This is a genomic window from Adlercreutzia sp. ZJ141 (assembly GCF_011038965.1).
In the GTDB taxonomy this organism is placed as follows: Bacteria; Actinomycetota; Coriobacteriia; order Coriobacteriales; family Eggerthellaceae; genus ZJ141.
In genome coordinates this window covers 98,207-121,699 of the sequence record NZ_JAAKEB010000001.1, presented here as the reverse complement: position 1 = coordinate 121,699, position 23,493 = coordinate 98,207, and the positions used below count along the sequence as shown (strand labels likewise).

The window sequence follows — 23,493 nt, the reverse complement described above, 5'->3', positions numbered from 1 at the left end:
CCCACCCCAGCTCGCTCCGCAATAGTTCGCCAGCTGGAATCTGAACGGCGGCTTCCTCTGAATACCGTGATCTAAACATTACTCACTTCTTTCCAATAGCTTCCTCAGTTCGTCAATGGGCGGAAGCTCTTGCAGAATGTCACGGGGCATGTCCTTGGAGGTCTTGTAGGTTGCCACTCCCAATGGCTTATCGTAGTCGCGGATGACGAAATCGACGAACGCCTTGTTCGCATCTTTGCAAAGCACGATACCCACGGACTGGTTCTCGTTGGGCTTGCGAACGAATTCGTCGAGAAGGCTCAAATACCCGTTCAGTTGGCCAAGGTAGGAGGTTTTGAAGGGGCCGGTCTTCAGCTCGATGGCAACCAGACAGTTGAGCTCGCGATTGAAGAAAAGAAGGTCGATGAACTGCTCTTCCCCGAACGCCTCTATGCGGTATTGATTCCCCAAGAAGGCAAAATCACGCCCGAATTTCAATATGAAGTCGCGGATGTTGTGAACGATGCGCTGCTCCAGCAGACGCTCGTCTACATCTTTGTCCCTGGCTCCAAGCTCCTCGATATTGATGAAGTCAAGCAGGTACTCGTCCTTGAATGCGTTGACCGCCCTGAAGGCTTGTTCTTCCGAGGTTAAGGCTTGCAGGAAGTTATTGGGTAATGCCCCTTGATGGTGGTAGTCGTCCTCTCGAATTGCCCGTTTCAGCGTTTCGACAGAGAAGTGGTTTCGTGCGGCTTCCTGGATGTAGAAGATGCGGGCGTCTTTGTCTTTCGTTTGATTTATAATCGTCATGTGGCCGGTGAAACTTACAGAGAAAAATCCGATGCCAAATTCTTCTGTACAATTCGTCAGTTGCGACTGACGAATTGACAAAGGATCATTCGGAAAAGATTCAAGTTTTATTTCGTCAGTTGCAACTGACGAAATATCAACCAAGCTCTGACTATCGTTAAAGACATAACTCCATGCCTCATAGAATAACCTCATGTTTTTTAAGTTTGTTGGCGAATAGCCTCTTAGTCCAGGAAGCTCTTTTTTTAGTTGAGCGCTGATTGCCTCAATAGCTCCTGTACCCCATTTGCCATCACGAGTATTCCTGGAAATGAAGCCACCGATTAGATAGTAAAGCTTGAGCTGAACCTCGTTGACGTTTCTGGCAGCAATACCCTGCGCCTCAAGGATTGCACGTTTGATGACGGAGACAGCATCGCCGTAATTTAAAACTCTATTCATATTTGGCAACTCCTTACCAACTCACTATTCCATTGTACGTTAGTCTCACCCGCCAGACCACATCGCCGTGCCAGCCGCATTGAACACCTCACCTTTTCTTGCGGTGCTCGTTGCGTACGATGAGCGGGAACGTTAGAATAGCACGCGCGAGTGGGCCAGGCGATCGCGCGCTTCGGCGTGAGGAAAGTCCGGGCTCCAAAGGGCAAGATGCCAGCTAACAGCTGGGCGGGGTGACCCGACGGAAAGTGCCACAGAAAAGAAGACTCCCCTGCTGAAACGGCCTGCGTGCCGCCAAACCAGGAGAAAAGCTGAAACGGTGCGGTAAGAGCGCACCAGCGCGTCGGCAACGGCGTGGCTTGGCAAACCCCATCTGGAGCAAACGCAAATAGGAACGCGACTAAAGCCGCCCTTGCCAGCGTTCGGGTTGCGCGCTTGAGGCGCATGGCGACATGCGTTCGAGATAAATGATCGTCCTTCGACAGAACCCGGCTTATCGGCCCACTCGCATGCTTTCCAACCGCCGCCTTTCCCAGCGCCTTTCACCTCGTTTCTCACCGGCCCGACTGGTAGCACACCGTCACCGCATGTTTTTTGGCCACCTCACAACCAAAGTGGCCAAAAAACACGTGTTGACGGCGTTAACAGGACTCTATCTGGCCAAAAAACCAAGTTGAGCACCAAAGGATCACATAATAACGCATAGCGACTAACGACAACAGGGCGGCATTATTACATCATTCGAGAGACCAGTACATAATACAGGTCTGCCTTACAAACACCGAGAGAACTTCAGTGGATGAATTGGTAGTTTAATAGGCCTCATATTGACGTTATGTGTCGCATTTCGACAGATTCGCTTGAAATAGGGCGTTCTTTATGCCACAATTCATGTCAATCACGTCACTTTACATGGAAAGGAGCCAGTGTGAAGGTCGCCAAGCTCCTGTCATTTACTGTTGCCAACTATAGGTCCTTCTACACCCCGCAGACCTTTGACTTCACGGACAATGATGGGCTACCAAGGACGTTGACGGTTATCTATGGACCAAACTCAAGCGGCAAGTCGAACAGTGCTTGTGCTCTACAGGACTTTAGAGCAAGCATCATAAACTCGTCAAACGCCAACTGGCAGCCACCCTACATGCCCTTCCTGCTCAGGGAAGGGGCCAGGGGCAAACCCACGACCTTCGAGGCGGTTTTCTCCTATAGCGAGAGACGGTTCAGCTACTCGTTCAGCTACGTTGCAGACAGAGTAACCGAAGAGACACTCAAGGCTGAGTCGCCCAAGACCGGGCGCATGAACTTGATATTCCATCGCGGGGAGAATGGTGTGGATTCCAAAGCCGCCAGTAAGAATGGCTTCAACAAGACACTCGAGGACAAGACGAGACCCGAAACGCTCCTCATAACAAAAGCTCGCGAGGACAACAATCCGTTCTCGGCGGCGGTGTTCAATCTCATCGAGTCGACACCAATCATGCTCGACCAAGGCGCAAACTTCACACCGCAATTCATCGAGATACTCAAGCGGAATGAAGACTTGCGAGTCAAAATCCTGAAGCTACTCAGGAACTGTGACTTTTCTATCAGAGACATCGCCATCGGAGAGACAAAATTCTCCGAAGAGATTCTCAACGCATTCCCTATCCCTATGGAGGTGAAGCAGGCCCTTGCCGCAAACGGCGGGACCACATTCAGCACGCTCCACGCGGTGCGTGACGACGAGCTCAGCATCATCGGCATGGGGGCGATGGACTTTTGGACGCAAGAGTCTAATGGAACGAGGAAGTTCTTCGAAATGGCAGTACCCATCGTGAGCGCGTTGGATAACGGACATACGCTGTATCTCGATGAGTATGGCACGTACCTACACCCCAATCTCGCAAAGGCTCTTGTATCACTCTTCAGAAGTAAAGAGAACAAGACCGGCGCGCGACTGATCCTCAACACTCAAGGAACCCCTCTGATGGGCGATGTCGCTGAGCGTGATGACATTGTGTTTATCGAGAAGGATATGGCAGAGGAATCTCACGTTATCCCGCTCAAAGACCGGGGCGCACGCACGACCGAACCGCTGGAGAGCCGCTACCTGCGCGGCCTCTATGGTGCCGTCCCGCGCGTAAGGAATAGATAGCATGACAGCAAGGAGGCAGCTCAAGATACCGCGCGTTCTTCTGGTCTATTGCGAGGGCAAGACTGAGGAAGCTTACTTCAACATCCTCTTCGACTTTTACCGTCCACCTGCGTTTGTTGAGGTCGAGGTGTATGGACAGAAGGGCCAACACGTCGCGCTCATTAATAACACAATTGTCAAACGCAACGAGCTTTGCAATGAGATGGGCTACACCGAACACGAAATCGAATGCTGGGCGGTATGCGATGAGGACAAGATGCCTTACACCTATACCGAATTACTGAAGTACGCAGATGACCACGATGTACACCTGGCGTTCTCCGCCCCTCAGTTCGAAATGTACCTTCTTCAGCATTTCGAGCAGTCTGGCGATACCGACAAGAACGTTGTCTTTCAGAAGCTCAGCGCTCATCGCAGAAAGCATGGATCCGAGGGCGATTACGACGATGACACCAAAGCTGATCTCGCTTGGATGAACGATGCGATTGACCAGAAGCCTAAGATCGTAAAGACGGCTATCATTAACTCAGAGATACGCAACCACACCACGAAGCGGCCTTTTCTTACGGTCCAAGAACTTGTCAAACGAATTATGGAGTTATCGCTGTAAGAGTCAGCACCTCGCTGCCCACCGCGCAGGCGAGCTAACAGCTATAATCTTCCCCAGCCCAAAGAGCGAATCTTCTACGCATATCGTGTTACGCATATCGTGCGCCAACCACAGAAAGGAAGCGGCATGTACGAAGAAATCGACGTCATATCCCATAGTTGTATCCGCATTCAGGGAGATGTAACGGTATATTTCGACCCATTCGAAATGCCGGATGCACCCCACGACGCCGACATCGTGTGCGTTACGCACGACCACTACGACCACTTCTCGCCCGACGATCTGCGGCGCGTACTGCACGATGACACGGTGCTCGTTGTGCCGAAGAGCATGGAAGAGAATCGCGAGCTTACCGACATGCATCGGCGACATCTTGTGCACAACGTCCACTTCATGGCGCCCGGGGAAACGCTGCAAATCGGTGACACCACAATAGAAACCGTGCGCGCCTACAACGTGGGTAAGAACTATCACCTGCGAGAATACGACTGGGTTGGCTATGTGCTGACCACAAACGCCACACGCTACTACATAGCCGGCGACACCGATGCACACCCGGAAAACCTATTCGTCAGCTGCGACGTTGCGCTGGTGCCCGTTGGTGGCACCTACACGTTTGACACCAAGGAAGCCGCCGATTTCGTTGGTAAGATACGCACGCAAGCAGCCATTCCCACGCACTACGGCACCGCCGTGGGACATCGCGAGGATGGTGCGCGCTTCGTTTATGAAGTAAAACGCGCGCACCCTCACATTCAGGCACTTGAGCGCATGCGCTTCGCTCTTAGCCGCGAATCGCTTCGTCGGGATTGATCGTCATCGTCTGGAAGCGTTCGGCCATGTAGTCGTTGTCGTAGTGTTCGTCAACGAAATACTCGATCGCCGTTTCCGCCGGCCTGTCAGCAATGCGCCCGTACCACCGATCGAATGCCACCAGCGTCAGCGTGCAGTCGACAATCATAAGCGCCGCGCACACGGCAGTAACCACGTAGCGAAGATTCCAAGGAATCAAGTTCACCAGCTTCAGCAAGCGCGGCAGGCACAACTTGATCCATATCACGCCGAGCACGCCCCACATGCACATGAACTTGAAGTTCGTGCGCCCGTCGATATTCAAAAACGTGCCCGAATAGTCCCACGCCTGAATACCGAATGCGTACTGCATGAACCAGCTGACGAAGAACTCGAACGCACCACCCACGATAGCGCTTACCACAAAGATCATAAACACGTTGCGATCGTAGAAGCGGTTGAGTGCAATGGTGAGCAGCGTAGCACCCACGCCGTAGATCGGACTGAACGGGCCATACAGTAATCCCGCGCGATCCTGATAGTGCCCAAAATCGACAACGGTCATGTGGTATACGAGCTCGATCACCAACCCCAAGAAGCAGCACACCACAAAAATCCAGAACAGGTTAAAGAAGTCAAGTGCAATATAGCCCTCGCCCGTTTTGTCGCGTCCGAGCACGCCCTCTTCGGCATCGGCCCGATCCTCCATCGAGCGCAGCTTACGCCGCAGCTGCCGTTCCTCGCGCAAGGCCGGATCGGCATACGAAGAAAGCAGCACGAATACCCCAAGGTTGATAGTGGGCAGAATAAGCGCCTCTGACGGCCCGTTTGTCATCACACTTAACACCAGCGATACCGCCAAAAGGCCACTGATGACGTAGGCCGTGCGTGCCACATCGCGGCGGTGGTTGCGCAACAGGCGATACCCAATGCGAATCTGCATGAGCGACAGTAATAGCTCAACAGCCACCTGCAAACACATGATGGTAACAGCGGTAGCATCGACAGTGCCATCAATGGATCCGTCGAGCAAGAACAGAACCAATGCCGTCACGATCACGCCCAAGAAGACGAAGGTGCTCGCACCGAGAATCAAACACAAGACACCGAACAACTTGAACGGCCACGGGAAGCGCTTCGATGCGGGATCAACAGCTTCGTCAGGCGCTGCAGCGTGAGCAGCGGAAGGGTCAGTTTGGTCGGGTTCACATTGCGTATCGCATTGCACGTCACGTACCGTTTTATTCGTCATGGCATCTCCTTGTCATGGCAAGTTCGCGCAGCCAGTCTGCGCATTTGTTACAATCCAACGGCGCGGCGTAATTCCTCAGTGCGATCGGTACGCTCCCAGGTGAACTCGGGAAGCTCACGTCCGAAATGGCCGTATGCCGCCGTCTTCTGGTAGATGGGCCTGCGCAAGTCGAGTGCGTCGATGATAGCACCAGGGCGCAGATCGAACACTTCATCAACAGCACGCTCGATGTCAACCTCAGGCACATGTGCCGTACCGAACGTGTCCACCATCACACTCACCGGACGTGCCACGCCGATAGCATAGGCAACCTGCACTTCGCAGCGATCGGCAAGTCCTGCCGCCACCACGTTCTTCGCTACCCAGCGCGCCGCGTAGGCAGCCGAACGATCGACCTTCGTGCAGTCCTTCCCTGAAAACGCTCCGCCGCCGTGACGACCCATGCCGCCGTACGTGTCAACGATAACCTTGCGCCCGGTCAAACCGCAATCGCCCATAGGACCACCGATGACGAAACGCCCCGTGGGATTTACGTGGATGTCGGCGGCAGGGGCAAGTTCCACACCTTCTTCGGCAAGCACCGGGCGAACCACATGATCGATGACATCGGCGCGCAAGCGTTCACCCTCGATCGTTTCAGAGTGCTGCGTAGACACTACCACTTTCTCAACATTCACCGGCACCCCACCCACGTAACGCACGCTCACCTGCGTCTTACCATCGGGACGCAGGTAGCCAAGTTCGCCCGATTTCCGAACGGCAGTCAGGCGTTCGGCCATGCGTTGCGCCAGATAGATTGGCATGGGCATGAGCGTTTTTGTCTCGTTGCAAGCATAACCGAACATCATGCCCTGGTCACCCGCACCAATGCGGTCGTACCCATCGTCGCCAGCTTGGCCGTGCTGAGCCTCGTACGATTCATCAACACCCATAGCAATATCGGGCGACTGCTCGTGGATAGCATTCAGTACGCCACAGGTCGTGCCGTCGAATCCGTACTTCGCGCGATCGTAGCCGATCTCGCACACCACATCACGCACGATTGCAGGCACGTCAACGTAGGCTTGCGTGCGGATTTCACCAGCCACCACCACCATGCCAGTCGTGGCAAGCGTCTCGCACGCGCAGCGCACCTGCGACACGTCGGCAGGTTGCCCGCTCGGCGACACGTAGCCCGCTTTCGCAAGCTCGATCTCTTTAGCGAGAATAGCGTCAAGGATGGCATCGGATATCTGATCGCACATCTTGTCGGGATGTCCTTCGGTTACCGATTCGGACGTGAACAGAAAGGTTTCCAGAGCGTCGTTGGCCATGAGATGAATCCTCCTTCATCGATGTCGGCAGTACCACCACGAAGCGCGCAAACACGCTTCAGGTTGGTGTCGGGATCGCGGAGCCAACCCTCTCCCCCGACTCTTGATAAATGGACGCGCGCGCAGACCACACGGATCCACACGCACAGTCCGTAGATTGTATGTCTCCCGCACAGAGCACGCAAGAAGGAATTCGCCCGCGGCGTCATTTCCGCATTTTCGTTGCCGAGCCGTTATCTACTGTCACGTGCCGTCACGTGCCGAGCCGTTCCTCCCTGTTCCGCGCTGTTCCGCGCTGTTCCGAATCTCGCCGCCCTTTCCTTCATCTCGCATCTCACCACCAGGGAGGGCTTTGCCCACGAGCGTCCAAAGAGGTAGAATTCGTTGCCAACTGATTGCGCCATACGAACACACCGCATAAGCAGTAAGAAAACACCGAAGAAGAAAGGCGAAGCTGTGAGCCGAAATGCATCATACACGCAGGAGTACCTCGACGAGATAGCGCACCTTGACGGCGATACTGCCGGGCGCCGCGCCGCACGCACCCACATGGAACACTCGACGGCTATCTACCATGGCCGCGTGGTGGATTCATGTTACGTACCGCGTCTCTACGACAAACAAACGTATCGCCGTCTGAAAGATATCGCGGAAACCACACACCGCATCTTGGAAAAGGTGATGCGTGAATACCTGAGCAACCCCGCCTACCGCAGCGTGTATGAGCTCGACCCGCGCTTGGTTGACCTCATCTTACTGCCACGCGGTTATGACGCGCTACTGCCTTTTTCACGCGTTGATGTGTTTTTAAACGAAGACACCATGGATGCGGCTTTCTGCGAGTTCAACGCCGATGGCTCAAGCGGCATGAACGAAAACCGCGAGATTACTGCCAGCATCGCCAACACCGAAGCGTTTCGGGCGTTTTCCGCAAAACATGTCGTGTCTACCTGCAACGAAGAACTGTTCGATGGTTGGGTAAGCGAATTCTTGCACATCTACGACACCTACGAACACCGTGTCAGCCACCCGCACGTGGCCATCGTCGACTTCTTGGAGAGCGCCATAACCGAGGAATTCAAGATCTTCGCGAAGCTGTTCGCCGAACGCGGCGTCGAATGCTCGGTGTACGACGTGCGCGACCTACGATTCGACGGCGAACATCTCATTGGTGTGAAAGCGTTCTACGGGCGCGATAACGCCATTATCGACGCTGCATGGCGGCGCAGCGTTACCAACGACATTATGGAACACTGGGATACCTCGCAGCCCCTCATCGAGGCCGTGCGCGCACAAAAAGTGGCGCTCATTGGCAGCTTCGCCGGGCATCTGGTACACGACAAGCAGATTTTCCAGGTGTTGTTCAAGCCCGAAACGCAAGCTTTGCTCACGCCGGAAGAAAACGCCTTTGTACAGGAAACCGTCCCGTTCACTGCGTTTTTGAACGAATCAGAGGTTAACCTTGATGAAGTGAAGGCAACCCGCGAGCGCTGGATCATCAAGCCAACCGACGCCTACGGCAGCAAGGATGTGTACGCCGGGCGCGACTGCGACGATGACGAGTGGGCGCACATCATCGACGCACACGCAAACGGTGCCGCCGGGGCGCCTTTCATCGTACAACGCTACTGCACACCGCACCGCACGCTCACGCTGCCGCTCTACGGTGACGAAGCTGATATTACACGCGAAAGCGCGCTTGCCTACAACAACCTGCTGGGGCTTTATGTGTACAACGGCCGCTTCACCGGTGTGTTCAGTCGCCTAGGACCCGAACCTGTCATCTGCAAGAAGACTCGCGGTGTAACTGCGGCCACCATCTGGGTTGATGACGATGAAGCAGAATAGCGCCCTGCAGGCACGAGCGACGGCAGAAACGACAACGAACAGCTCAACGCCGCTACAGCGCGCCTTGCGTGCGCTTGTGTGTGCGGCGTTGGCGTGTGCGCTTGCCGTAGCTCTGGTTGCAGCGGGATTGGGTGCATGTTTGTTGCCGAGTACAACACGCCTTCTATCGGAGAACACAAGCGCGTTTGAACTGTCACCTTATGTGCCCGATTCACTGACAGAACTCGCTTGTGTCACGCGCGACTTCACCGTCAATGATTTCGGACGCGACGCCGCAGGTAATACAGGAGCACAAACCGCACTTGCCACGCAGGTAGTTAATGCGGCCAAAGCATCTGCAGCCGACGGGTCACCCACACATGATCGCTGGAACGCAAACGCACGTACCGTACTAGCAACAGCAGATGATGACCCCGCGCCCGATGTGACCATGGAAAGACTCGCATCGGTAAGCGATGCCTACGCACTTGACACCAATGCCGTGTCGCATTTGAACGACTGCAACACGCTTATACGTGGCGTGATGCCATGGCTCTGGGCGTGCGCAATCGCATCCCTTGCCGCCTTAGCGGCCCTACATCTGGCAAACACCCGCCACCCGTGGTGTGCAAGCGTTGCCTGGAAGGCGTGCATTGCAGCGCCGGTTGTTATTGTCGCGTGCTTTGCCGCGCTCGGAGCATGGGCGGTGTTTGACTTCAACGGCCTGTTCGCCGCATTCCATGGCGTGTTCTTTCCGCAAGGAAACTGGATGTTTTCCTATGAAAGCCTGCTCATTTGCATGTACCCGATTGATTTTTGGGTGGGCATGGCCGCCATCTGGGCCGCAACCACAGTTACCGCCTGTATCATATGCCTGCTTGTTGGAAGAGTAATTCGGAAGAAGGATCATCATGCCCGATAATCGAGTACGCGTGCGCTTCGCACCGTCTCCCACTGGCCGCCTGCACATCGGCGGTGCCCGTACCGCAATCTACAATTGGGCGTTTGCCCGCGCCATGGGCGGCGATTTCATCTTACGTATCGAGGACACCGACCCCGAGCGGTCAACCCAGGAAAACGTTGACGTTATCATCAACGCCATGAAATGGATGGGGCTTTCCTGGGACGAGGGTCCCGAAGTGGGAGGTAAAGCGGGTCCTTACTTCCAGATGCAGCGCATGGACACCTACGCCCGTGCACTCGAAACGCTACGTGAGCGAGGCGCGGCCTACCCCTGCTTCTGCACGAAAGAGCAGCTTGACGAAAAACGTGCACATGCCGAGACGCAAGAAGGCGGCTATGCGGGATACGATCGCACATGCCGTAACATTCCTACAGCTGACGCTCAGGCACGTATCGACGCGGGTGAACCGCATGTTTGGCGCCTGCGCGTACCCGACGATCATGGTCCGGTGGAATTCGATGATGCCGTGTATGGTCACATGAGTTTTCCTATCGACGTCATGGACGACATGATTCTCGTGCGCTCCGACGGCAGCCCTACCTATAACTTCGCCGTAGTATGTGATGACGCAAACATGGGCATCACGCACGTCATCCGTGGCGACGATCATCTGTCGAACACTCCACGCCAGATTCTCATTTACGAGGCGCTGGGGTTTGACGTTCCTACCTTCGCTCATTTGTCCATGATCCTCGGCTCTGATAAAAAGAAGCTTTCCAAACGCCACGGCGCCACGAGCGTTGAAGAGTACCGCGATCGGGGCTACCTGCCCGACGCTATCGTGAACTTCTTGGCGCTTTTGGGCTGGTCACTTGACGGAGAAACCACCATCATCGACCGTGAAACCTTATGCGGCCACTTCAGCCTTGACCGCATCACTAAGAAAGACGCTATCTTTGACGAAACGAAGCTCGATTGGATGAACGGCGTATACATTCGTGAGCTGTCTGCCGAGCGCTGGGTGGAGCTTTCCCGCCCCTGGCTCACAGAAACAGTTGCCCTTGGTCGCAGCGTGGCGACAGGTGCAAACGTGGTTCCCACACCGAACCCGAGTGACCCAAATGCACCGCAACCAGAACCCGTACAGATACGTGAAGCGGTGTGCGAGGCAGCAGATGCGTACGTTGCCGAACATGCCGAAGCACTCGAGCAGCTGTTCCCTCTGGTGGCCGAGCGTCTACAGCGGCTTTCTGAAACGCCGCAGAAACTGGCGTTTTTGTTCTGGGGACCAAACGTCTCACTTGACGAGAAGAGCGTACGTAAGGTGCTTACCAAAGACGGCGCCCGTGCTGACGAAGCGCTGCGAGCATGCCGCGACGTGCTTGCCGATACGTCACGCGCTTGGGAAGCGATAAGCTTGGAAGCGGCATGCCGTGCCCTTGCCGAGCCGCTTGACATGAAGCTTAAGAATCTGCTGCAACCATTGCGCGTGGCCGTGTGCGGCAACATGGTGTCGCCGCCGCTGTTTGAGAGTATCGAACTTATGGAGCGCGCTGACGTGCTCGCTCGCATCGACGCCACGCTTGAAGCGGTGTTCAAAGCGTAAAGGAAAGAATGCACGGGAGCGCTTTCGCGCAAACGGATGCTTGATAATCGCGGACACTGGAGGGTTTCCCGGTGTCCGCGATTCATTTTAGCGAGCAGCGCTGCCGAACGCTATCTGAGCATCTTCGCCACGAACGCACCCGTGTGGCTTGTCGAAACCTTCGCGATATCTTCGGGCGTTCCCTGCGCCACAATGGAGCCGCCGCGGTCGCCACCTTCCGGACCAAGGTCGATAATATGATCAGCACACTTAATAACGTCCAGGTTGTGTTCGATCACAAGCACCGTGTTACCCGCATCAACCAAGCGCTGCAGCACACTGAGCAGCTGGCGTACATCTTCGAAATGCAAACCAGTGGTGGGCTCATCTAGAATGTAGAACGTCTTGCCCGTTTGCTTGCGTTGCAACTCGCTTGCAAGCTTCACTCGCTGCGCTTCGCCGCCCGACAGCGTAGTGGCAGGCTGCCCGAGTCGAATGTAACCTAACCCCACGTCGTGAAGCGTTTGCAGCTTACGTTTGATGCCTGGAATGTTCTCGAAGAACGCACATGCGTCATCAACGGTCATATCAAGCACCTGAGCAATACTCTTGCCACGATACGTCACCTGCAGCGTTTCGCGGTTATACCGAGCGCCGCCGCACACCTCACATGGAACGTAAATATCAGGGAGAAAGTGCATTTCAATCTTAATCTGACCATCACCCTTGCACGCCTCACAGCGCCCGCCGTTCACGTTAAAGCTGAACCGCCCCGGCCCGTATCCGCGAGCTTTGCTCTCTTGCGTGCTCGCAAACAAGCGACGAATGTCGTCCCATAGCCCAATGTAGGTTGCTGGGTTTGAGCGAGGCGTGCGCCCGATGGGACTCTGATCGATGTTGATCACCTTGTCGATATTCTCGACGCCGGTCATCTTGCGATACGTCCCCGTCCGGCGACGCGCGCGGTTAACCCTATTCGCAAGCGCTGGAGCCAACGTGTCGGTAACCAGCGAGCTTTTACCCGACCCCGAAACGCCCGTCACAACGGTGAGCGTTCCGAAAGGTACACTAACCGTTACGTTCTTCAGATTATTCTCGGTGGCACCAACAAGCGTCAGGCTTCCCCGCTGCGGCTTGCGGCGATGTTTGGGAACCTCGATCTTCCTGCGGCCGCTCAGGTAGTCCGCCGTAAGCGACCCCTGCGTTGTCGCCACCTGCGCAGGCGTCCCAATGGCAACCACTTCGCCACCATGCTCACCCGCGCCCGGCCCCATGTCCACAACGAAGTCGGCACGACGGATGGTATCTTCGTCGTGTTCAACGACGATTACGGTGTTGCCCAGATCACGTAGGTGCTCGAGCGTGGCGATGAGCCGCTCATTGTCTCGCTGATGAAGACCAATCGACGGCTCATCGAGAATGTAGAGCACGCCCATAAGACCCGCGCCAATCTGTGTTGCCAAACGAATGCGCTGCGCCTCGCCGCCCGACAACGTTGCCGTGGCGCGATCGAGCGTGAGATAGTCGAGTCCAACGTCAACCAAAAAGCGCAAACGTGCAACAATCTCCTTCACGATAGGCCCTGCGATCTGGGAATCCTGCCCCGTAAACGACAGCCCCTCGAAAAACGCGAGCGAATCGAGTGCACTTAAGCCACACACCTCATCGATAGAACGCCCGCCTACGGTGACTGCCAGAATCTCGGGCTTTAAACGCTTGCCTTTGCAGGTATTGCACGGCACCGTGGAAAAATACGCGCCTAGTTTCTCGCGTTGTGAATCGGATTGGGCCTCTTGAAAGCGATGCGTCACTGCCGCAACAGCGCCTTCCCAGTCGATAAACCAGTAGGTTTCACGTCCATCAACCGTTAGGTAATCGACGCGCACCTTCTCTCCCGGAATACCCCACAAAAGCGCGTCATGAACTGCCTTTGGCATGTCTTCCCACGGCATGTCGGCGTTAACCCCCACGTGCTCTGCCACCGCGCGCAGCACCTGCGGATAGTAGTTGCCGGTACGAAACGGTGCGATTGCCCCCTCAGCAAGGGAAAGCGACGGGTCGGGGACCATGAGCGCCGGGTCGACCTCGTCCCTACTGCCGATGCCCAAACAATCGGGGCATGCGCCATACGGCGCGTTGAATGAGAAGTCGCGCGGCTGCAATTCATCCATCGAATGGCCATGCTCAGGGCACGCAAGCGCAAGCGAGAAGATGTGTTCGCCGTCACCTAAGCCACCCGTTGCACCTGACGAACGCCCGCCAGCAACGCCTTGAGGTTTCCCGTCGGCACCCAGAACCTGCACGAGCACGCGACCTTCGGCAAGCGATGTGGCAAGCTCCACCGCCTCAGCAATGCGGCGCAGCGCGCTCTCTTTAAGCTGAACACGATCGACCACCACGTCAATGAAATGCTTGCGTTTCTTATTCAGTACGGGCGGCTCACCATCAAGCTTTACGATTTCGCCGTCGATACGAACGCGGCTGAAGCCCTCTTTCTGCACGTCAGCGAGCAGCTTGGTAAACTCGCCCTTGCGACCAGCAACTACAGGAGCCATGATAATAGCTCGCGTAGCATCGCCCGGTGTAGCAAGCGCTAAAATCTCGTCGGTTATCTGATCGGTTGTTTGCTTTTGGATAGGACGCCCGCATTCAGGGCAGTGCGGCGTTCCCACTCGGGCGAACAGCAAGCGTAGGTAGTCGTAGATCTCCGTGGTTGTTCCCACCGTTGACCGCGGGTTTCGGCTTGTTGTTTTCTGATCGATGGATACAGCGGGCGACAACCCGTCGATGCTATCGAGGTCGGGCTTGCTCATCTGTCCAAGAAACATACGAGCATAGCTGGAAAGGCTTTCGACGTAGCGGCGCTGTCCCTCGGCGTACATAGTGTCGAACGCCAGGCTCGACTTGCCGCTGCCGGAAAGTCCTGTTATAACCACCAGTGCATCACGCGGAATGGTGACGTCGATGTTCTTCAAATTGTGCTCGCGCGCACCTTTTATTACGATGGAATCCTGGCCCATAGCAGCGCCCTTCCTCCATTTCAAAACGCTGATTCTTCTCACCTACCACAGACGGAAACGACATAGACAAAAAACGGCGCGCACAACACCGTCCTTCGCACCAATGCGATCTGCGCAGGGCTCTTCTTCTCGCTCATGCAGCGTTGCCCCGCAAGCCTGTGGCAAAGCCTTCCCTATTGTACGTAGCAATTATAAAACATTTGTTCGCTTAACGGTTTGTTCAACAATTGCACACAACCCCCGCGCCACCCGCAAAGCCGATACCGAAACCAAATTCCCTATGCACGGGGGTGGGCTTGGGCGTGTGCTCGTTTTAGACGCTCAGGCGACAGGTGCGTGTAGATTTGCGTGGTCGACAGGCTCGCGTGACCGAGCATCTCTTGCACGCTACGCAAATCGGCACCGCCAGCCAGAAGATCAGTGGCAAACGTGTGACGCATGTCATGTGGCGAGAGCGACGGGTCGAGACCTGCGGCGAGCACCGTTGCTTTAAACATCTTACGCATCGCATCAGTGCCCATCTGGTTGCCGCGCGTCGACACGAATACGTAATCACACTGCTTCCCATCGAGCAAGTGTGGACGGGCAACCATCACATAGGTGCGCAAGGATGAAATCGCCATATCGTGCAAAGGGATAATGCGCTCCTTTGACCCCTTACCGAGCACTTTCGCCTGCTTCTGGACGAAATCAACGTTACTCATCAGTAACCCCGACGCCTCGGAAACACGCGCACCGCAAGCGTACAGAAACTCCAGCAGTGCCTGATCGCGCATATCGGCGTCCGATTGTTCGCGCGAGTTTCCTTTCACATCGCGCTTCGCGTGCACCGACAGTAAACGAGCCATATCAGCAGGACGGATAACACCCGGCAGGTGTGCACGCTTCTTCGGACCCTGTAACACGTGTGCAGGATCTTCCTCAACATCTCCCCGTAGGTTCATCCACCGAAACCACCCTTTCAGCGACGAAAGGCGTCGGTTGACGGTCGATCGCTCGTAGCGGGCGCGGTCAAGTTCAGCAAGATAGGCCCGCAGCTGCTGATGGGTGCAGCAAAGAGGATCAATACCGCGACGCTGCGACCACGCAAGGTAATCCTCCACGTCGATGCGATACGCGCGCAGTGTATGGGCCGACAGGTTGCGCTCAACCGCCAGCGACCGACAGTAATCGTCCAGCAGCTGCTGTGCGCGATCCCCTTCGCCCGCGCATCCTGCACCGCAGTCGTCGTCTGCACTAACTGGCCCGCCACGTTCGGCGTCGCTACCACGTCCCATGCTAGACGTCTCCCTTACCCGACAGATCACCCAGCAACACGGACGGCAGCAGCCCGCACGCCACCAAGCTGCCCCGATAGGCGTCAAGTGCACGCGCCCCCCGCTCGGCATATGCTGCGTAGCGCTCGCGCTTGTTGCGAGGCGCGTGGTCGAGCGGTGTCATGATGCCGAAATTCACGTGCATGGGTTGGTAGTCTGACGTTGCAGGATTGGTGGCGTAATCGAGCAGCGCGCCAAATGCACATGCTAAAGGAAGCTTCGGTGCAGGTATGCCCTGCACAAGCGCTGATGCGGAAATCGCCGCGTGTAACCCCGAACGTATTGCCTCACAATAACCCTCGGTCCCGGCTAGCTGTCCGGCCACAAACAACGGAACGGGAAAAGCCGCGGCAGCGGTACCCTTCAAGCGCAACGCGCTATCAAGCAACTGGGGTGCATCGATGAAGGTGTTGCGGTGCATAACGCCATATCGGGCGAACTCCGCGTTCTCCAAGCCTGGTATCATGCGAAACACCCGGCGCTGTTCGGGGAACGTGAGGTTCGTCTGGAATCCCACCAGGTTGTACGCCGATCCATGAACGTTCTCGGCACGCAGCTGCAACGCCGCCCACGGGCGACGGCCCGTACTCGGATCGGTGAGACCAACTGGTTTTAATGTTCCGAAACGAGGAGCATCGTGCCCCTTGCGAGCGATTTCTTCGATGGGCTGACACGCCTGAAACAGATCGCGCGTTTCGAAATCTTTCGCAACCACGCGCTCGGCAGCCACCAGCTCGTCGATGAAGCGATCGTATTGTTCCTTATTAAATGCAGCGTTTAAGTAATCGCCCGACTCTGCAGCGCCCTCGGGCGCGCCTTCGTAGCGGTTCTGTCTGAACAATTTCCCTTCATCGAGGGAATCGGCCATCACAATAGGCGCTGCTGCATCGTAGAAGGCCAAATGCTGCGACCCCGTAGCACGCGCGATCGACGCCGCCAACGCATCAGAGGTAAGCGGACCTGTTGCCACAATAACCGCTTGTGCGTCCGCACATTCCGCACGAAGATTGACAACTTCTCTGCGCTGAAAGTCGACGAGTTCATTCGATACGACAGCACGCGTGACTGCCGCAGCGAACCGATCGCGGTCGACAGCAAGCGCACCCCCGGCAGCAACGGCGTTCTCAAGCGCAATACCATACAGACAAGAACCCAATACGCGCAGCTCGCGCTTCAACATACCGGCAGCACTGTCGGACTTGGTGCTCTTGAGCGAGTTTGAACACACGAGCTCGGCGCAGTGTGCGCTCCGATGAACGGCAGTTTGACGAACCGGACGCATCTCGATCAAGCGAACGCGATGACCGCGCGCCGCTAGCTGCAGCGCAGCTTCGCTACCAGCGAGCCCGGCTCCGATTATGACGATGTTCTTTTCCATGCGCCCAGCATACCAAACCCCGCCGTGCGCGCACTCGGCAATCGCCACCAATATCGGCAACCGAATCAACCGATCACACAGTCGGCCCCCACCTGCCGTCGGGGTAGCGTGCGATCTGGCCCGAATCCAACCCTTCCGCCAAGCGCGGCATGAGCCAGTCTTTCGCCTGTTGTACCCCGCATCTCTCCCGCGCAAACTCGTACAATTCCTCGATACCCATGGGAGCAGCTCGAAGCGCGTTAACCACCTCATTGTCTTGACAAGCTGATGACGCAATAACATTTGAAGAAGAATCTTCTCTCAAGCAACCAAACAGCAAAAACAGCGCATCGAGAAACGTCTCGTCGTCAATGATGGGCGTCGCTCCCTGACAGATGAGCCGGTTTGCCCCATGCGATGTCTCCGATGCTATGGAACCTGGGACCACCAACACCTCGCGACCAGCGGCAAGCGCCTCGTCGGCCGTAGAAAACGTGCCTGACGGCAACCCCGCCTCAACGATGAGTGTAGCCCGCGCCAAGCCGGCAATAAGTCTGTTGCGCATACGAAACATCCATGGCATGGGAGGTGCCTCCCATGGCTGTTCTGACACTACCGCACCGCCAGAATCGACAATGCGCTGAAAAAGCCCTTGATGCTCCGCCGGATACAGCCGGTCACACCCGCCACCGAGAAACGCAATCGTCGTCCCACCCGCAGCAATCGCTGCTTCATGCGCCGCAGCATCACACCCACGCGCACCACCCGACACCACCACCACGCCACGCTCAGCTGCAAGGGAAGAAAACCTCTTCGCACATCGCACGCCATATGGGGTAGCCTTGCGCGCTCCCACCACCGCAATACCCTCACTGAGCGCTGCAGGGTTCCCCACCACATACAATGCCTTCGGAGCATCCCGCAGCCGTGAAAGCGCTGCAGGAAACAGCGCATCATCTGGTGCCATAACAACGCGCGGGCCCCGTAATACCAATCCATCGCTCATGAAGTAGTCACTCCCTCCCATGCACGAAACCCAAATGCCTCGCATACATGATCCTTTGTCACGCGCGGTGCTTGCGCCATATCGGCGATGGTGCGAGCCAAACGCAACACACATATCAGCGACCGGCCGCTGAGCTGCTGCGACTCCGACATCCGCTCGAGAAACCGTTCATCATCTCCGGAAAGAGCACATTGCTCAACCAGCTGACGCGGTTCCTCCCGACCAATAAGACCAGCTTTCGCTCGACGCCATGATGAGTACTCTCGAGCAGCAAGCACCCCTTCCCGAAGCGATGCCGAATCAGCTCCCCCTCCTGTCGCCAACACACGACTGGGAGGCAATCGCCGAATGTCGAGCCGCATATCGATGCGATCGATGAGCGGCCCACCGATGCGAGCCTGATAGCTTCGCACCTGACGCGCCGTACACGTACATGGCCGCTCATCATCGCCAAAGTAGCCGCACGGACAAGGGTTCGATGCGGCAATAAACATGAAGCGGGCCGGAAACTCAACGCTGCCGTCGGCGCGCGTAAGAACGACATGCCCGGCTTCCATCGGCTGGCGCATTCCCTGCAATGCTGATGTCTTGAACTCGGCAAGCTCATCGAGCATAAGCACGCCGTTATGGGCAAGCGACACCTCACCAGGTCGGATGGGTGATCCGCCGCCGACCAACCCTGCCAACGTTGACGAGTGATGGGGCTTACGAAATGGACGTACGCCCGCAAGCGCAAATGACTCATCTTCTCCCGCAACCGAATATATGACGGCGGTCTCAAGCGCCTCTGCCTGCGACAACGCCGGCAGAATGGAGGGCAACCTCGACGCGAGCATGGTCTTTCCCGATCCGGGAGGCCCCATCATGAGCAGTCCATGTTCGCCTGCTGCGGCAATCTGTAAGGCACGCTTCGCCATATCGTGCCCTGCGATATCCTTGTAATCGAGTGGCGCAACGCACGGAGGCCGCACATCGGGAACTGATGTTTCGAATGACCCAGTTCGCATGGTTGCCAACGATTCGACAAACAGACGCCGCAAACCTTCAATCGCAATACCCCCTTCAGCCGAGGGGGCACAAACAAGCGGCAGCCGAGCATCCCGAGCGCACAAGGCATAGGCAAGCAGTCCGGGAACCGGCCTAACAAAGCCTTCCAGCGAAAGCTCACCTACAAACAGCCCTAACCGCGCCATAGCAGGATCGATCTGCCCCGTTGCTGCAAGAATACCCACCGCTATGGGCAAGTCAAACCCCGATCCGGTTTTCCGTAACGCACTGGGAGCCAAGTTCACTACAATCTTCGATGCCGGCATCGCAAACCCGTTTGACCGCAACGCCGCCCGCACGCGCTCGCGCGACTCTTGAACCGATGCGTCTCCCATCCCAACAATCGCGAAACCGGGCATGCCGTTCGATATGGACACCTCAACTTCAACAGGCAGCGCGTTAACTCCGCGCAACGTTGCTCCCACCACGCTGCATTGCGACTCCATCAATCCACCCCAAAGGCGTTGATGTGATGACGCACGAATGCCTTGCTCTCATGAATAACAAGAATCGACACCACGTCGAAGCGTACCGGAACATCCACTTCAGGATAATCTCGCAGGAAGAAACCAGCTATCTTCTCGTAGCGCTTGCGCTTCGCTGTGGTCACCGCTTCTTCGGGTAATCCCTTTTCCACACTTGATCTGGTTTTCACCTCAACGAAAACCACTGCATCGCCATCACGCGCAATGATGTCGGCTTCGCCAGCCGCGCACTCCCAGTTCTGTGCGAGAATGTCGTAACCATGCCGCACAAGAAAGCGAACGGCAGCCTGTTCCCCTCTGCGACCGAGTTCTTTGTTCTGCTTCCCACGGCGCGTCTGCGTCGCCTTCGATCCCGTTTGGTCCGATCCTGTCTGATCCTTCACCGCAAACTCCCTTCTTCGTTGCGAGGATGATCATACGGCGCAGCAACATGCCGCCAGTCGCGGATTTTCCACAGAAAAGCATGACGGTTCTATCGCCGATCAATCGGTACTTCCAACCGTTTCTTGCCGAATCTGCGCGATTTTCAACGAATCTCAATCGTGCTTCTGCCGAAAATCTAACAGAAATCTAACACGAGGCTGTGAGCTGGGAAAATGCAGTGGTTACATTCATGGATGGTAGTGTAGATAACACTGCCAAGCACTGTTAAAATCACCTTACGCACAGCATGCTCTCTCAAACACCACGTAAGAAAACACTCATTAAAGCTGTCTTGTCCTGCGCGGGCGGGGCGGATGGGCGACGGTCGAAGATCGAGAGCGCGCACTGACGTGCGCAAACGAGGTCTGAGGCCGTCAGGCGCCGTCCCGTCTGCGCGGGGCTGACGGAAGTAATCAGTGTTCCTTACGGCAAGAAGCAAATCAAGATAAGCTGGCGTGCTCTAAAAAAGCGATTCTTGCGTGAACGCGGTACAAAACGATGCCCGATGAATGGGAGTCAGGCCAAAGCGCCGGATAGCTTCGATGTGTGCTGGACTCGCATACCCTTTGCACTCATCGAAGTGGTATGCGGGATATTCCTGCGCATAGCGCTGCATGAGGCGGTCGCGCTCAACCTTTGCCACAACCGACGCTGCGGCTATGGACGCGCATTTCGCGTCGCCCTTAACGACATTAACCTCCCGCGCATCCATGTTGAGCGCATTGCCGTCAAGCAACACGAGATCGGGGCTGATTCCACAACGTTCGATTTCGCGAATGGCCCGCTGAAATGCCTCAACAAGCGACGCCGTCATGCCGTGCGCATCAATGAACGCAGGGTCGACATATTGCACCGTCCATGCACGTGCCGTCGCCTTTATGTGCTCGGCGACACACTCACGCTGATCGGGCTTCAGCTGCTTCGAGTCGTTCAGACCCTCGATCATTTCAGGCCCAAGTACCACAGCTCCGACAGCAAGTGGTCCGGCAAGCGGGCCGCGACCAACCTCGTCAAGCCCCACAACAACGCGCGCGTCCCGACTCTGCGCGAGCCCGGCCTCAAACGCGTACAGCGCCGCCACACGCCGCTGCTCAGCTTCCTCCATTTCAATGCGCACCCGTGCCCGCTCAAGTGCAGTACGCACCCCTTTTCGCGTATCGGCGGCAAGACTGCGCTCAAACACCTCAAGCTCAGATCGATCGGCACGCCTGAGGGCACAGGCTATGTCTTTCACAGTTTGCGACATATTGTATGCTCCTGAAAAAAATCCCGCTCATATGAGCGGGATTCGAGAAAACGTTGCTACCTGACGGCTTAGCGGAAAGCCTTCTCCTTGATTTTCGCAGCCTTACCAACCTTGTTGCGCAGGTAGTACAGCTTAGCGCGGCGCACGGCACCACGACGAACGATCTCGATCTTCTCAATCTTGGGAGAATGTACCGGGAAGGTACGCTCAACGCCGATGGAGAAGCTGATCTTGCGGACGGTAAACGTCTCGCGAACAGAACCGCCCTGACGACGGATGACATCACCCTGGAACACCTGGATACGCTCGCGGTTACCCTCGGTAATGCGATAGTGAACCTTCACATTGTCACCCACGTGAAAATCAGGAATGTCCTGCTTCATTTGCTGTTGTTCGATAGCGCGAATGATATCCATGTTCCTTGTCCTTCTATATACCTAAAGCTTGCAGTGCACGTAATATGTCTACAGACGCGATTAGTTAGTATAACACCCGCACATCCTCTGCGCAAGCAGCAAATTCGCCCGCACGAAAAAACTTCTCTATCAAGAATACCTTGTTTGTTAGACGGTATTACAATATACTAGGAGCAACCGAAAGGAGTACGAATGGATGCTATCGTTTCAGCACGTGTTCCTGTCGCCGTGAAAGAACGAGGGAACGCCACCTTAAAAGAGCTGGGATCTACGCCTTCGCAGCTTATCAATGCCGCCTATGAGTTTGTCCTCGCAGAGCGACAACTCCCAAAAGCGCGTGAGCCGCTCCGCGCCGCCGGGGCTCAAAAACGAGCGCTCACACCCCAGCAAGTCAAGAAAATACGCGCATCACTCGAGGCCATGTACGTTGGTCCCACCGTCAGTAATCAACCATTCAACGAACAGCTTAACAAAGCAAGGGATGAGCGTTATGCGCGTTTTGCTTGATACCAACGTCCTCATCGATCTATACACACAGCGACCACCTGATGATGATATCGCCCAAAAGCTTCTCGTTATGAGGGAATTCGGCGATGCGGAACTCTGGGTTTCAGCCAAGTCGTTTACCGATGTGTTTTATGTTCTCCGAAAGACCTACAACAGCGAACTCATCCAGAACGCTTTTAATGAAAGCTACCCGTGGCTTGAAATCTGCACCATTGATGCCTCAGACATCCATCTGGCGAGTAGTCGCAAATGGGACGATTTTGGAGACTGTCTCATTGATATCTGTGCCGAGAAGATAAAAGCTGATTTCCTGCTCACACGTGACGAAAGCGGCTTTTCAAACGCCCATACACAGGTTATCAGCCCAGTTGATTTCTTCAACTTCATTCAGGAAGAGTACGGTCTTGTCTATGACATTATCAGTTGCCCTGAGTAGCGAACACCTTCTACCGCAGCTTCGCGCGGCGTGTTTTCCAGTCAGGCATGAAATGGTCCATGAGCGCGTGAAAATGCGGACCGTGACCACGTTCAATCAGGTGGCACAGCTCGTGGACCACCACGTATTCGAGACACTCTGGCGGATAGAGAGCCAGTCGCACGTTGATACAAATTCGGCCGGTGGCGGGCTGGCAACTACCCCAGCGACTCGTCATGTTGCGATAAACAACCTTACCGGCCTTCACGCCCATCAAAGGTTCCCATGCCTCGATAAGCACCGGCACACACGCTGCCACAACAGCCTTCCATTGCTTAATCTCATCAGGGCTTGCAGCAGCGGCATCGACACGGGGCGATGAGGCGATCGTCCGCTGCTGAACGACAATCCAATCGCGCTTCTCACGCACAAATTGCTTGATGGTCGCAAGCGGCAAGCACAACGGTGCCGACACCTCGATACGTCCGTCGGGCGGTTTTACCCGAAGGTGCATGTTCTTGATAGACTTGCGCGTAAGCCAAATCTCCATCTCGTCAACGAATACGAGTGTAGGCGATTGAGTTTTGCGTACCTTAGGAGTTGTCATG

General features: G+C 55.9%; 20 protein-coding genes and 1 other RNA gene. 9 read left to right on the top strand and 12 right to left on the bottom strand.

Annotated elements, in window-relative coordinates:
- Nucleotides 1–78: 78 nt before the first annotated feature.
- Entirely contained in the window at nt 79–1,230 is a 1,152-nt protein-coding gene (locus G7Y44_RS00530) for a PDDEXK nuclease domain-containing protein (protein ID WP_165246686.1), read from the bottom strand.
- Between the two features lie 147 nt (nt 1,231–1,377).
- Between G7Y44_RS00530 and rnpB the strand changes: the two genes are divergently transcribed.
- The 4 genes from rnpB (at nt 1,378) to G7Y44_RS00510 (ending at nt 4,787) form a co-directional block, all read left to right on the top strand.
- Nucleotides 1,378–1,739, top strand: an RNA gene (rnpB, locus tag G7Y44_RS00525) — RNase P RNA component class A.
- 416 nt (nt 1,740–2,155) lie between these two features.
- Nucleotides 2,156–3,364 carry an AAA family ATPase gene (locus tag G7Y44_RS00520; protein WP_165246684.1) on the top strand — a complete coding sequence of 403 codons (1,209 nt, stop codon included), beginning with the start codon at nt 2,156–2,158 and terminating at the stop codon, nt 3,362–3,364.
- Between the two features lies 1 nt (nt 3,365).
- A complete protein-coding gene (locus tag G7Y44_RS00515; RefSeq protein WP_165246682.1) occupies nt 3,366–3,974 on the top strand; it encodes an RloB family protein in 609 nt (202 codons plus the stop codon).
- 126 nt (nt 3,975–4,100) lie between these two features.
- A complete protein-coding gene (locus G7Y44_RS00510; RefSeq protein WP_165246680.1) occupies nt 4,101–4,787 on the top strand; it encodes an MBL fold metallo-hydrolase in 687 nt (228 codons plus the stop codon).
- Here the strand turns inward: G7Y44_RS00510 and G7Y44_RS00505 are convergent.
- Nucleotides 4,759–6,018: a putative ABC transporter permease gene (locus tag G7Y44_RS00505; RefSeq protein WP_165045279.1), complete on the bottom strand. Its 1,260-nt coding sequence runs from the start codon at nt 6,016–6,018 to the stop codon at nt 4,759–4,761. The two genes, G7Y44_RS00510 and G7Y44_RS00505, sit on opposite strands and share 29 nt — an antisense overlap.
- 47 nt (nt 6,019–6,065) lie before the next feature.
- On the bottom strand, nt 6,066–7,331 hold the full coding sequence (gene metK / locus G7Y44_RS00500) for a methionine adenosyltransferase (RefSeq protein ID WP_165246678.1): 1,266 nt from the start codon (nt 7,329–7,331) through the stop codon (nt 6,066–6,068).
- Nucleotides 7,332–7,787: 456 nt separating this feature from the next.
- Here metK and G7Y44_RS00495 point away from each other — a divergent pair, with 456 nt between their 5' ends.
- From G7Y44_RS00495 to gltX, 3 genes are read left to right on the top strand one after another with little or no spacing between them, the layout of a single operon-like run.
- Entirely contained in the window at nt 7,788–9,179 is a 1,392-nt protein-coding gene (locus tag G7Y44_RS00495; protein ID WP_165246676.1) for a carboxylate--amine ligase, read from the top strand.
- The gene (locus G7Y44_RS00490; protein WP_165246674.1) at nt 9,166–10,080 is read left to right on the top strand and encodes a lipoprotein intramolecular transacylase Lit; all 915 of its coding nucleotides are present in this window, start codon (nt 9,166–9,168) and stop codon (nt 10,078–10,080) included. Before G7Y44_RS00495 ends, G7Y44_RS00490 begins: the two co-directional genes overlap by 14 nt.
- Nucleotides 10,070–11,668: a glutamate--tRNA ligase gene (gene gltX, locus G7Y44_RS00485; protein WP_165246672.1), complete on the top strand. Its 1,599-nt coding sequence runs from the start codon at nt 10,070–10,072 to the stop codon at nt 11,666–11,668. The genes G7Y44_RS00490 and gltX overlap by 11 nt, the downstream gene beginning before the upstream one ends.
- Before the next feature lie 110 nt (nt 11,669–11,778).
- Here gltX and uvrA read toward each other — a convergent pair whose 3' ends face one another.
- The 8 genes from uvrA to rplS all read right to left on the bottom strand — a co-directional run bounded on the left by uvrA (nt 11,779) and on the right by rplS (nt 21,963).
- Entirely contained in the window at nt 11,779–14,667 is a 2,889-nt protein-coding gene (uvrA, locus tag G7Y44_RS00480) for an excinuclease ABC subunit UvrA (RefSeq protein ID WP_165246670.1), read from the bottom strand.
- A gap of 278 nt (nt 14,668–14,945) precedes the next feature.
- A complete protein-coding gene (locus tag G7Y44_RS00475; protein ID WP_165246668.1) occupies nt 14,946–15,944 on the bottom strand; it encodes a tyrosine recombinase in 999 nt (332 codons plus the stop codon).
- A 1-nt stretch (nt 15,945) separates the two neighbouring features.
- Nucleotides 15,946–17,361: a methylenetetrahydrofolate--tRNA-(uracil(54)-C(5))-methyltransferase (FADH(2)-oxidizing) TrmFO gene (gene trmFO, locus G7Y44_RS00470; RefSeq protein WP_165246666.1), complete on the bottom strand. Its 1,416-nt coding sequence runs from the start codon at nt 17,359–17,361 to the stop codon at nt 15,946–15,948.
- A gap of 73 nt (nt 17,362–17,434) precedes the next feature.
- Nucleotides 17,435–18,346 carry a DNA-processing protein DprA gene (gene dprA, locus G7Y44_RS00465; protein WP_165246664.1) on the bottom strand — a complete coding sequence of 304 codons (912 nt, stop codon included), beginning with the start codon at nt 18,344–18,346 and terminating at the stop codon, nt 17,435–17,437.
- Nucleotides 18,343–19,839: a YifB family Mg chelatase-like AAA ATPase gene (locus G7Y44_RS00460; RefSeq protein ID WP_165246662.1), complete on the bottom strand. Its 1,497-nt coding sequence runs from the start codon at nt 19,837–19,839 to the stop codon at nt 18,343–18,345. Before G7Y44_RS00460 ends, dprA begins: the two co-directional genes overlap by 4 nt.
- Nucleotides 19,839–20,261 carry a YraN family protein gene (locus tag G7Y44_RS00455; protein ID WP_165045252.1) on the bottom strand — a complete coding sequence of 141 codons (423 nt, stop codon included), beginning with the start codon at nt 20,259–20,261 and terminating at the stop codon, nt 19,839–19,841. The genes G7Y44_RS00460 and G7Y44_RS00455 overlap by 1 nt, the downstream gene beginning before the upstream one ends.
- 500 nt (nt 20,262–20,761) lie before the next feature.
- Nucleotides 20,762–21,547 carry a ribonuclease HII gene (locus tag G7Y44_RS00450; RefSeq protein ID WP_165246660.1) on the bottom strand — a complete coding sequence of 262 codons (786 nt, stop codon included), beginning with the start codon at nt 21,545–21,547 and terminating at the stop codon, nt 20,762–20,764.
- 68 nt (nt 21,548–21,615) lie between these two features.
- Nucleotides 21,616–21,963, bottom strand: coding sequence for a 50S ribosomal protein L19 (gene rplS / locus G7Y44_RS00445; RefSeq protein ID WP_165045248.1), 348 nt, complete (start codon nt 21,961–21,963; stop codon nt 21,616–21,618).
- A 192-nt stretch (nt 21,964–22,155) separates the two neighbouring features.
- On the opposite strand from rplS, the gene G7Y44_RS00440 reads away from it, so the two are divergent.
- Nucleotides 22,156–22,470 carry a hypothetical protein gene (locus G7Y44_RS00440; RefSeq protein ID WP_165246658.1) on the top strand — a complete coding sequence of 105 codons (315 nt, stop codon included), beginning with the start codon at nt 22,156–22,158 and terminating at the stop codon, nt 22,468–22,470.
- On the top strand, nt 22,454–22,906 hold the full coding sequence (locus G7Y44_RS00435) for a type II toxin-antitoxin system VapC family toxin (protein WP_165246656.1): 453 nt from the start codon (nt 22,454–22,456) through the stop codon (nt 22,904–22,906). The genes G7Y44_RS00440 and G7Y44_RS00435 overlap by 17 nt, the downstream gene beginning before the upstream one ends.
- A 10-nt stretch (nt 22,907–22,916) precedes the next feature.
- Here the strand turns inward: G7Y44_RS00435 and G7Y44_RS00430 are convergent, their stop codons facing one another.
- Nucleotides 22,917–23,492 (bottom strand): M48 family metallopeptidase, encoded by a 576-nt coding sequence (locus tag G7Y44_RS00430; protein ID WP_206214369.1) that lies wholly within the window; start codon nt 23,490–23,492, stop codon nt 22,917–22,919.
- Nucleotide 23,493 lies beyond the last annotated feature (1 nt).